At 52.4% G+C, this 11336-nt stretch carries 8 protein-coding genes and 1 pseudogene; 8 read left to right on the top strand and 1 reads right to left on the bottom strand.

Annotated features, from left to right (window positions below):
* Positions 1–625 precede the first annotated feature (625 nt).
* The 7 genes from DVO78_RS02935 to DVO78_RS02905 are packed head-to-tail and all read left to right on the top strand — an operon-like array spanning position 626 to position 8780.
* Complete coding sequence (locus tag DVO78_RS02935; protein WP_120003327.1) at positions 626–1594, top strand: Bug family tripartite tricarboxylate transporter substrate binding protein; 969 nt, start codon at positions 626–628, stop codon at positions 1592–1594.
* 3 nt (positions 1595–1597) lie between these two features.
* Positions 1598–2086, top strand: a complete 489-nt coding sequence (locus tag DVO78_RS18290) for a tripartite tricarboxylate transporter TctB family protein (RefSeq protein WP_120003326.1) — start codon at positions 1598–1600, stop codon at positions 2084–2086.
* Between the two features lie 12 nt (positions 2087–2098).
* Complete coding sequence (locus DVO78_RS02925) at positions 2099–3604, top strand: tripartite tricarboxylate transporter permease (protein ID WP_120003325.1); 1506 nt, start codon at positions 2099–2101, stop codon at positions 3602–3604.
* Positions 3605–3615: 11 nt separating this feature from the next.
* Positions 3616–4656: a phosphotransferase family protein gene (locus DVO78_RS02920; protein WP_157983827.1), complete on the top strand. Its 1041-nt coding sequence runs from the start codon at positions 3616–3618 to the stop codon at positions 4654–4656.
* Entirely contained in the window at positions 4623–5876 is a 1254-nt protein-coding gene (locus DVO78_RS02915; protein WP_120003323.1) for an acyl-CoA dehydrogenase family protein, read from the top strand. Before DVO78_RS02920 ends, DVO78_RS02915 begins: the two co-directional genes overlap by 34 nt.
* Positions 5869–8016, top strand: a complete 2148-nt coding sequence (locus DVO78_RS02910; RefSeq protein ID WP_120003322.1) for an acetate--CoA ligase family protein — start codon at positions 5869–5871, stop codon at positions 8014–8016. Before DVO78_RS02915 ends, DVO78_RS02910 begins: the two co-directional genes overlap by 8 nt.
* Positions 8016–8780, top strand: coding sequence for an enoyl-CoA hydratase/isomerase family protein (locus DVO78_RS02905; protein ID WP_120003321.1), 765 nt, complete (start codon positions 8016–8018; stop codon positions 8778–8780). Before DVO78_RS02910 ends, DVO78_RS02905 begins: the two co-directional genes overlap by 1 nt.
* Positions 8781–8864: 84 nt before the next feature.
* On the opposite strand, the pseudogene DVO78_RS02900 reads toward DVO78_RS02905, so the two are convergent.
* Positions 8865–9939: pseudogene (locus tag DVO78_RS02900) on the bottom strand (IS630 family transposase).
* Between the two features lie 161 nt (positions 9940–10100).
* Here DVO78_RS02900 and istA point away from each other — a divergent pair.
* Positions 10101–11276: an IS21 family transposase gene (gene istA / locus DVO78_RS02895; RefSeq protein WP_120003320.1), complete on the top strand. Its 1176-nt coding sequence runs from the start codon at positions 10101–10103 to the stop codon at positions 11274–11276.
* Positions 11277–11336: the final 60 nt, after the last annotated feature.

The following is an 11336-nucleotide window of genomic DNA, read 5'->3' as shown; positions in this document are numbered from 1 at the left end:
TCGGTGTGCTCCAATGCAACTCCTGAAATTCAAGCCGTTGCAACCACCACTAGATTCCGCCCATGAAGTCTTGAGACCCAGTGTCCACGAAGAGATGAGATCACACACCAACTACCCAGACCGCCAGTACTATCAAGCGCTACGCGCCTGGAATAGGGCCGCGTGGCGCATAAAAAACCTCTGCAAGAGTATTGACATATAAAGTGTCCTACGTCACACTGCTAATGATATATAGGACATTGTCCCATTTTCTGGATTGGAAGTTGTAGTGTGCACTTGTCGCCACTTGGCGCGATCGAATTGTGGGCCGCACTCTAGATGGTTTCGCGCACTCTGTGGTGGCGTAGTTGCGTCGGACCTGGGCTTCGGGTGCAATATCGGACCAGTTGGGGTAATGGTCTCTTTGTGCAAGCGGGGTGCAGGAGGCCTTCGTCAGTGCGACTTGTGCGTTGACAGGAAATGCGCATAGAATGGCGCCAATTCAATGTGATCTAACCCACAGGAGAAATTAAAGGCCCACAAATCAATGCACGAAGGGAGGAAGAACGCATCGAAGAACTAAGACTATTTGCTGTGAAAATCAGATCTCACACCGAGAAGACGCATACAAAGCGAGGGAAAGAAAATGACATCAAAAAGGTTTATCAGCACTGGAGCGGTTGCTGTATTAGCTCTGGTCGGATGCGGTGCAGAAGACGCCAGTGACTACCCAAATGGAGACATCGAACTTATCGTCGCATTCCCGGCTGGGGGGCCTGCCGATACAGGCGCAAGGCTTTTGGCAAATGAGCTTGAAGACGTGCTCGGACAAAGCGTGACGGTTGTCAACTATGAGGGCGCCGGCGGTTGGGTTGGTTGGAATGAGCTAGCTGCGGCAGACCCCGACGGGTACACGATTGGCTACATAAGCTCACCCAACTTTGCAGCTGGATACATGAACCCAGACATGGACCTAGACTCAGGGATTGATAGTTTCACACCGCTCGCGAACCATATTACGGATCCGTCTGTCATCGCTGTTCATCCGGATGATGACCGATTCGACGATATTAGTGATCTTATTGAGCATGGCCAAGTGAATTCACTTACAGGTACAGGAAATGGCGCAGCGTCCGATGATCATCTAGCCATCCTGAAAATGAATGCTGCATTCGACACAAACTTCGAGACCGTTCAATATGACGGGTCTGCTGAGAGCAAAGCTGCACTTCTAGGACGACATGTAGATGTCGGGTTCGTGAATGTGGGAGACATCCACGGAGAGGAACGTAGCGGTGAGCTGAAGATTCTGGCAATTCTGGACGATGAGAGAAGCGACATCATCCCTGACGTGCCGACTTTGAAAGAGGCAGGGTGGGAGAACCTCCAGAACGCTTCTTCAAGATCAGTTATGGGACCAGACGATCTTCCTGAAGAAGTCATTGAGGTCCTTGATGAAGCTCTTGAGTCAGCAATGAATAACGAATCACATCTTGATGAAGTGCTCGAAATGGGATTGAGTATTGACTATCGGGACCAGGATGGGCTCCTTGAATTATTGCAGAACGATGAGAGTGCTATCGACGAATACCGATCAATAATCGGCTGGGATTAAAATATGAAACTGGGCGGACTAATTTATAGTGTTGATCTGTGGATTTTTTCCTATTTATTAACATGCCTAGCGATTGGTATCTACTTCCTCTTAGGTGCGACTCGGTATGCGGAGGGGCCTGCGATGTTCCCCTCGCTTCTGAGTTGGAGTCTTATAGGCGTGGCATGTTGCCAGATCTTGCTAGAGATCGTGAGGGACAATCGGGCCAAGGAGGTTCCGAAATCGGGGAAACCCGCAGGCCAATCCCGGGAACTGCGAGGCCCGATACTGGCGTCAAGTCTGCCAATTGTACTATTGCTGGCTTTTGTTATCGCAGTGCCGTACTTGGGGACATACGTCTCGATAGGGCTCTTCATGGTGCTTGGTTCGTGGCTAGCTGGCAAGAGAAAGTTGTATGTGATCTTACTTCTGACCGTCATCACCGTTGCAGGTGTGTATTTGATCTTCGACTACTTCCTCCGTGTCCCGCTGCCGGGTAATCAAATTTTCTAAGGAGCCATCGTAATGGATGTTATTACAGAACTGCTCCAGCCTGTTGCGCTCCTCAGTTTGGTTCTGGGTACGCTGGCAGGACTTGTTATCGGTGCTATCCCGGGGCTCAGTGTCACCATGGCGATTGCATTATTAATTCCAGTGACATTTACGATGGATACAGTACCTGGCCTGGTCCTGCTCATATCTGTATACGTCGCGGGCGTATACGGTGGGAGTGTTGCAGCGATTCTTCTCCGTACACCAGGGACGCCTGCTGCTGCGGCGACGGCGATGGATGGCTACCCAATGACGCAGCAAGGCAAGGGTGCCAAGGCCATACGTATCGCTACGGTAGGGTCCGTCGTCGGAGGACTTTTCTCAGGACTCGTCCTTATCGTAGCGGCTCCTCTTCTGAGCAGGGTGTCGCTGATGTTTGGAGCGGCAGAGTACTTTCTAATCGCTGTTTTTGCATTAGTGGCCATTGGAGGTCTTGCAGGAGGGTCTTTCCTTCTCGGGGTGGCAGCGGCCCTCATTGGGTTGCTAATTGGGGTCATAGGTATGGATACTCAAACTGGAGTCACACGATACACAGGTGGAATGCAGGATCTGCAAAGTGGAATCCAATTAATACCTGCAATGATCGGCCTCTTTTCGATATCACAAGTATTTCGCATGATGTATCAGGACCGCCAACAAAAGTTGGCGTCAACAGATCGCGGAACAGGCGATTTTTCAAGTGGTGAATTTCGCAAACTGGTGCCTACTTTCGCTAAATCATCCACAATAGGAGTCTTCGTCGGTGTCCTCCCCGGGGCGGGTGAGAACATCGGAGCATGGATGGCATATAACGAAGCGCGACGATCCTCCAAAGACAAGTCGAAGTTCGGGAAGGGGGCGATTGAAGGTGTCGCGGCGCCTGAAACCGCTAACAATTCCGTTGTTGGCGCTGCGCTCATTCCGACTCTGACCCTGGGCGTACCCGGAAGCGCCGCGACTGCTGTACTTCTGGGGGGACTGATTATCCAGGGTATGGCACCTGGGCACGAACTGTTTACTCGGTATGCTACCGAGACCTACAGCATGATTAGCGCGTACATGGTTGCTACTGTGCTAATGGGTGCAATCGGGCTACTGCTGGTGCCTTATGTCGTGCGCTTAACGACGCTACCTCCACGTTTGGTTGCGCTTGTGATTATGGTTCTTGCTGTCGTAGGAACGTACTCATTCAGGAACAGTTATTTCGATGTCATTGTCATGGTTATCTTCGGCGTATTCGGCTGGTTCATTGAGCGGGTGGGCATCAATCCTGCACCCGTGATACTAGGAATGATCTTAGGCCCCATGGCTGAGTCAGGGTTTAGACGCTCTTTGGTAATGGCAGGTGACCAGAATCTAGCCATTTTCTACCTCAGTGATCCTCTCAGGATCGCGTTGATTTCTATGATTCTCATCGTGTGTTTAGTTCCACTGCTCCGCATCCTTCGTGCCCGCGGCCAGAAGCGACGTATTACAAGTTCAACAGTTGCGATTATGTGAGAATAAACGACGTGAATTATAATCAAATTAACAACGATAAAAGATATAGAGATCACGTGGATAGATTAATAATTAATCTGCAAGATTGGTTAAAGTCCAAGGGTTCAGAAAACTGGGAGATTGCCAAGGTTTGTCTCATATCCGGTGGGCGTTCTAACCTGACTTATCGGGTTCATCGGCAACATGGATCAGCATTGATTCTTCGCGCGGCACCCGCCAGTGTCAAGTTCTCCCGAGTTAGCCGGGAATATGGGATTCTCGAAGCACTCAGCGGTGTGGACGTTCCTACACCCCGTGTATTGGGAGTATGTGATGATCTTGGCGTACTTGGACACTATTTCTTCGTGATGGAAGAGATGACAGGGGTTGCGCCAGGCGAAATCACTTGGAACCCAGAGCAAGGGCAAGTCAAGTCATTCTGGATATCAGTTGGGGAGGCGCTGGCTTCGATACATGAGACTGACGTCAGGGCTATTGGACTTACGAAGCTTGAGCGCCCCCAACCATTTGCAGAACGCCAGATTTCTACATGGCAACGTAACTTGAAGAGTGTAGACGATAGAAGAGGGCACAGAATAGCTAGGATCGGCGAATCGCTACGTAATGGCATTGGAGATTCTGCACTTCCATCAGGTTTATTACACGGAGACTTCAAGGCGGAGAATCTCCTGGTTGACGTCACTTCCTATAGCGTTTCAGCGGTTCTGGACTGGGAGCTAGCCTCCTACGGTGATCCAATGGCGGATCTCGCCTGGTTGCAGATCTGGTCTCCACGAATCAGCGAAGATCGGGTCTGGGTTGAGACACCTTTTTCGCAATCAATAGATGTGGATAGCAGTGCGTTATTCCTTGAATCTTATGAGAAATATAGATCTGTTGACAGTTCAAGCCTCGAGTTTCATCGAGTCTTTTCTTATTGGAAGCTATCCGCGATTAACTTACTGACAGCAAATCGAGTCCGACGCGGAGAAATGTTAGGCAAAGTCGTGGATCTTGATCGTTTAGATCAGCAGATTGAATGGCAAATAGGAGAAGTAGAAAATTGGATCTAAGTATTAGTGAGTCAGGAAGAAATATTTATGGCGTTGTAAGAGAATTTGTTCGCGATTATGTTGTCCCTGCTGAGAAAAAGTATTCATTGCAAATCGAGCAATTAAGGCAGGCTGGTAAGCCAAATCATCCTCCAGAGATATTGAAGGATTTGACTAGAGAAGCCAGATCGTTGGGCTTGTGGAATCTCTTTATGGAGTCCCAATCAGGACTTTCGCAAGTGGACTACGCCTGGATTGCCGAAGAAACCGGGCGGTCTCCCTTTATCGCGCCGGCAACTATGAATAGCCTCTCCCCTGATTCTGGGAATATGGAGATGCTAGCCAAATGGGCAAATGCTCCGCAGCGGAAAGAGTGGCTGGAACCGCTCTTGTCTGGTGACATCCGGTCTGCTTTCTCGATGACAGAGCCAGATGTAGCTTCTGGGGATGCTACGAATATGCAGCTAACTGCAGAGCCACATGGGGAGAATATCGTTCTTCGAGGAAGAAAATGGTTCACCACTGGCGCGGCTGATCCTCGGTGCAGGGTTCTGCTGGTAGTTGCCAACAGCGAAGCAATACACCAGGCGTCGACCAGACATGACAAGCATTCCGTGCTGATTGTTCCAAGTGATACTCGTGGCGTCCGGATGGACAGGGTTCTTCCCGTCTTCGGCTTCTACGACCAACAGGGCCACGCGGAGATCGTCTACGACGATGTGGTGATCCCGCGTGAGAATGTTCTAGGCCACTTCGGCGATGGATTCAAAGTTGCCCAGTCACGGTTGGGGCCTGGCAGAGTGCATCACTGTATGCGCGCAATCGGCATGGCTCAACGTGCTTACGACTTGGCGGTGTCACGCTCGAAGGGCCGAACCGCATTTGGGAAGCGCTTGGCAGATCAAGATGTGCTACGTGCTCAATTGGTCGAATGCAGCCTTGAAATTGAGCAAGCCCGACTTCAAGTGCTCGCAACGGCGCACAGGGTAGATGAAGTCGGGGTGTCAGGTGCGCGGACGGAGATTTCGAAGGCAAAGTTGATTGCACCACGGATGGCACAACGGGTCATTGATCGCTCTATACAAATCCATGGTGCAGCTGGCGTAACCGGCGACTTCCCAATGGCGGAGGTATTCTCCCGAGCTCGGACCTTGCGAATAGTAGACGGTCCAGACGAGGTACACGTCAGGGCGATTGCGAAGAGTATTTTCGACAAGCCTGAAAGGGGTGAAGATGGCTGAGACCAGGGGAGCAAACTTCAAGCCTCAACGTGTTGTGCTTATTGGCGCTTCGAGTAGAGATGAGTCATTATCCGCACAACTACATCGGAACATTCTTGCCTGGTGGGCACCAGAAAAGATTGATCTTATCAATCCAAAGCTCGGGGAGACCCGGCTCCGGGGAAGTAAAGTCTATTCGAAACTCAGTTACTCTACGCAGTCCTACGATATGGCATTAATATGTGTCCGGTCGTCGCTAGTGCCAGAAGCTATTGAATCTTGTGGGAAAGCCGGAATCAGCACTTGCGTTGTCTACTCTTCTGGATTCTCAGAGATGGGTGACACGGGCAAGGCTCTTCAGGAACGAATGCTGAGCGTTCGCAGACGCTATGGAATTCGAGTCATCGGGCCGAACTCGCAGGGCTTGATACTCTCCAGCGTTGGATTTATGGGCACCTTCAGTCAAGCTGCGCGTGCTGCAGGTGCCAACCTTCGCCCTGCCGATGTGGCATATGTCGGGCAGAGTGGCGCAATTGGCGGATCAGTACTAGGGATGCTGAATTCACGGGGGGTTAGTCTTCGAGACTGGGTTACGGTCGGCAATCAGAGCGACTTGACGGTCGTTGAAGCTGCTCTTGCCTTGGTAGAGGAAGCCCGGTACATTGCAATTGGTCTGTATCTGGAAGATCTCCCACCAGGCGGTCCCTGGATGAAGCTTCTTCGTGCGGCGGCTGCAAAGGGGACCAGAGTCGTCACTCTAAGAACTGGGTTAACTGATGTAGGAAAGAGAGCGGCTGCCTCCCACACCGGGAGCATAGTGGGAGATAGTCATCATTTTGATGTCCTCTGCGCTCGGAGCGGTGTCATGGCTTCCAGGGATGTGTCCAGTTTTGTCGATAGGCTGGTCTTACTAGACTCGGAGTTCAGTCGGTTGAACGACACTACAATGACTGTTCTGACAAGTTCCGGAGGAGTTGGAGGACTCTGCGCAGACTTGGCAAGTTTGGCGGACCTGAAACTCATGGATTTGCCAGACTCCGCGCAGCAAGTAATCGCTGAATACATACCGGAGTATGGCTCCACAGCTAATCCCGTAGATTTAACAGCACAACTGTTCGGCGGAACGAACGAGAGCCTGAAGAGCCTTGGCCTCGTTATCGATGTTTTAGCTGCCGAGTCGGGGGACGGCTTCATTCTAATTGCGCTAACAAATGTCACTGGAACCCAGGCTGTAGCGGTTGCAAGACAGATTTGCGAATCGCAGAATAGATACGGAGTTCCAATAGCGGTAGTATGGCAAACTAACAGCGAATTAATAAGTGATGCTGTAAAACTATTGCGCGCCAACAGGATTCCTGTATATGAGAGCATTGAAAATGTTTTATATAGTGTTAAGGATCTAGTAATTAACTCTCTGCACACATTACCTCCTCCTGAGTATCATTCGCATGACAATAGTAAAGTCCTAGATGCTCTTCAGCCCGCTGGCGCAAGAGGCCTCTCCCTTGCGGAATTGGACGCACTTACGGAGTATGGGCTCAGTTCTGTAGGTTCTATAAGAGTGAGACCGCAACAGGGGGAACTGCCCACATCTGAGTGGATTCGGGATAACCCCTGGAAGCGATTCGTAGTTAAGATTGACTCTCCCTTCATCCACCACAAAACAGAAGTTGGTGGTGTAGCTCTGTGCGTGCCGGAAGATGAGTTGAACTCAGTGATTTGGAGAGTTTGGGAGGCCGCAAATATGGCTGTGCCTGATAAGGACCATGAGCAGGTTATTGTGCAGTATGAAGTTCCAGACTCCCTAGAACTGCTCGCCTCGATATCTGGACGCAGTGACGGTTATCCGTCGGTAATGACAATTGGTCGGGGAGGGGTTGCGACCGAACTGTACAGTGATGTTATAAGTTTGTGTGCCCCAGCAACGTCAGACGAAATCGCAGCAAGTATCAAGAATCTGGTAATCTACCCTCTCCTCCGTGGTTTTAGAGGAATGCCTGGTGTAGACATTGATTTGTTGACCGAACGACTTTCAACGTTATCACAACTTGGTAAGGTTATTCCAGAAGACGCGATATTAGAACTAAATCCCCTAAGATTTTTGGGCGATAAATTATACGTTTTAGATACCCTCTTGACACTAGATAATCGGGGTTATTAATGTCGAATGTAGTTTCATGGATTACTGGGGATGTTGGAAATATATGTATAGAGAGTCCTCCAAATAATTTTTTTACTCCAGAAATAATTAGGGACATTGTTAATCAATGTTACGAGATAGAAAAGAAATCACCATGGTGTATTGCTATAGTAATTTCTTCAGTGGGAAAGAATTTTTGTGCCGGAATGGATATGTCCACAATTAATAGTGTAAGAGATAGATATACTTTTGCAGAAAGTGTGTATAGAGAGGCTTCTCGACTGTTTGGTCTCACGGTTCCGCTGATCGCAGTTGTCCAAGGAGCTGCAGTAGGTGGGGGTATGGGTCTCGCGTGCGCTTGTGATTTTCGTGTCGCAACTCATGACGCAAGATTCGTGCCAAACTTCACAAAACTGGGGATCCACCCGGGATTCGCGCTTAGTAGGCGTTTGCCACAGATTATTGGGGAACGCAAGGCGACGGATGTTCTGATGAGATCAGTGACTATGTCTAGCCAAGAGGCTGCAGATATTGGATTAGTGGACGTGCTCGTGGAGAAGGATCTGGGTGAGGGCGCTATGACAATTGTTAGGTCGTTCGGTGAACTTGCACCTCTGGCAGTGCGTGCAGTCAAAGGTTCGATGAATAGAAAACTGCGTTCCGACCTCGAGGCTACCCTTCGGTACGAGCTTCTCGAGCAGAATCGTCTTTGGGCTACAGCTGATGCTACTGAAGGGATACAGGCTTTTCGTGACAGGCGTCTGCCGCGGTTCGAAGGAAGGTAGTTAAAGGGAATGAATGGGGCGATGAGGCTTGTCAAGCCCCGTTTCTTATGAGATCGAGGAGTTTACTAATGGTCTGTCTCTGATTTAGCTTGCCATTTCGGTGAGTTTTGCTCGTGCTCGCCGGGTTTTACCCAGAATGGACTCCGCGGTGGCTGTCCACGTATAGGGCGTGGGATCCTCGTTATGGGCCTGTAGGTAGTCCTCGATGCTGCTGATCAGATCATCAACACTGTTGAAGACACCACGGCGCAGGTTCTTATCAGTCAGTTCCCGGAACCAGCGCTCGACCTGATTCAGCCAAGAGGCTGAGGTCGCAGTGAAATGCAGATGAAACCGGGGATGGTTTCTGAGCCATTTGGTGACCTCGGCGTGTTTGTGTGTGGAGTAGTTATCCAGGATCAGATGCACTTCCAGGCCGGTGGGGACCTCAGAGTCGATAGTCTTCAAGAACTTCAGGAACTCGGTGTGGCGGTGTTTGGGCAGGCACTGGCCGATGACCTTGCCGGTGAGCACATCCAGGGCCGCGAACAAGGTGGTGGTGCCATGGCGCTTATAGTCATGAGTCATCGTCCCTGCCCGCCCTGGTCTCATCGGCAGCGAGGCCTGGGTGCGGTCCAGGGCCTGGATGGAGGACTTCTCATCCATGCACAGCACGATCGCCTGCTCTGGCGGATTCAAGTACAGGCCCACTACATCGATCAGTTTCTGCTCAAACTGAGGGGTCATTGCTGACCTTGAAGGTCTCCACTCGGTGGGGTTTGATCCCGACTTCGTCCCAGATCCGCTGGACTGTGGAGTGTGGGACCCCGACCTCCTGAGCCATGTCCCTGACTGACCAGTGGGTTTTGCCTTTCGGGGTGGTGTTGGTGGCCTTATGGATGATCTCAGCGACCTTCTCATCCGGGATCGAGGACTTCCGGCCCCTGCCAGGGGCGATGGCCCCGAAATTCTTCAGTCCCTGCTGCTGGTACTCAGACCGCCAGGTGCGCACAGTGTTGACACTAACCTGATGCCGATCAGCATTGAGGGTGTTGGCCTGACCATCAGCAGCAGCCAACAACACCCGGGCCCGCTGGACCTGCCGGTGCGGCGCTGAAGATGACCGTGCGTGGCGCCTAGCGTGAGTTGGTACGCCTGGTCTGGATAGGTGGTACTCCAGTTCCGGGTTGTTGGTACTGCGTCTGGGGGTGTGGTCCTCTCATGTGACCAGCAGCAGGGGCAGTAGGCCCGGCTGCGTGAGCACGTGAAGAGGTGCTACTGACCGTGACTGACTATCAGACCATTCTGCGGATGATCTTCGAGGCCCGCAGCTAGGAGGAGATCACCGCTGCGGTGGGATGCTCGCGCCGGGATGTGTCCCGGGCGAAGAAGGCCATCACCGAGAAAGGCCTCACCAAAGACTCCGCGGCGGGGCTATCTGCCGGTGAGGTGGCAGAGCTGTTCCCTGATGGGCGCCGTCGGGCCGGGTCAGGGTTCGTGGCCCCGGACTTCGCTTCGGTGGTAGAGGCTATGAAGGCCAATCGGCATTACACCCGGCAGCAGGCCTGGCACCGCTACATCAGCGCACCTGGTGAGGGGCTGCGGTATTCGTATTCGCAGTTCTGTCAGCTGTTCAACGACTACGCCGAAGCTCATGATGTGATGGCCACGCTGCATCATGAGCCGGGTCGGGTGATGTTGGTGGACTGGGCCGGGGACACTATCGCCGTGGTGGAGGCGGTCACCGGTGAGGTGACCAAGGCTCGGCTGTTCGTGGCGGTGTTGCCGTATTCGGGGATGCTCTTCTGCGCCGCGACCGCCGATATGAAGCAGGCTGCCTGGACGGCGGTGCATATCGGGGCGTTCGAGTTCTTCGGCGGGGTGCCCCAGATCGTGGTCCCGGATAATGCGACCAGCGCCACCTACCGGCCGGTCAGGGGTGAGGCGGCTCGGGCGGTGACCCCGGCGTATCAGCAGATGGCAGACCATTACGGCACAGCGATCGTGCCGGCCAGGGTGCGTAAGCCTCGGGACAAAGCCGCCGTGGAGTCCGCAGTCCAGGTAATCAACAAGCGCGTCATCGGCTACCTCGGCCACCTGGAGTCGAACACCCTGGATGACCTCAACGAGGCCATCACCAAGAGGCTCGAGGAGATCAACACCACGATCCGGCGGAAGAACGGCACCACCCGGGCCGAGGTCTTCGCCGCCGAAGAAGCCGAGCAGCTTTGTCCGTTGCCGGTCCAGCGTTTCGAAGCAGTGCAGTGGAGGCAGCTGAAGGTGGGCCGGAACTATCACATCAGCTGTGACCATCAGTACTACTCGGTGCCCCACCAACTGGCCGGGCAGATCCTGCGGGTGCGACTGACTGCCACGATGGTGACGGTCTTCGATGCTGAGCAGGTGGTCTGTGAGCATCAGCGGTTGATCGGCCGGCGGGGCCAGTACTCCACCATGATCGAGCATGCACCGAAGCAGCATCAGGACATCAACGGACTCTGGTCTTCGGACTGGTGAATCGGCCTGGGTCTGGTGGAGGGTGTGATTCAACCAGGAGAATAGGATCATGCCAGCACG

Origin of the sequence: Nesterenkonia muleiensis (genome assembly GCF_003600155.1) — a bacterium.
Taxonomy (GTDB): Bacteria; Actinomycetota; Actinomycetes; order Actinomycetales; family Micrococcaceae; genus Nesterenkonia; species Nesterenkonia muleiensis.
The sequence above is the reverse complement of the archived record's forward strand: the minus strand, read 5'-3'. Positions and strand labels throughout refer to the sequence as shown.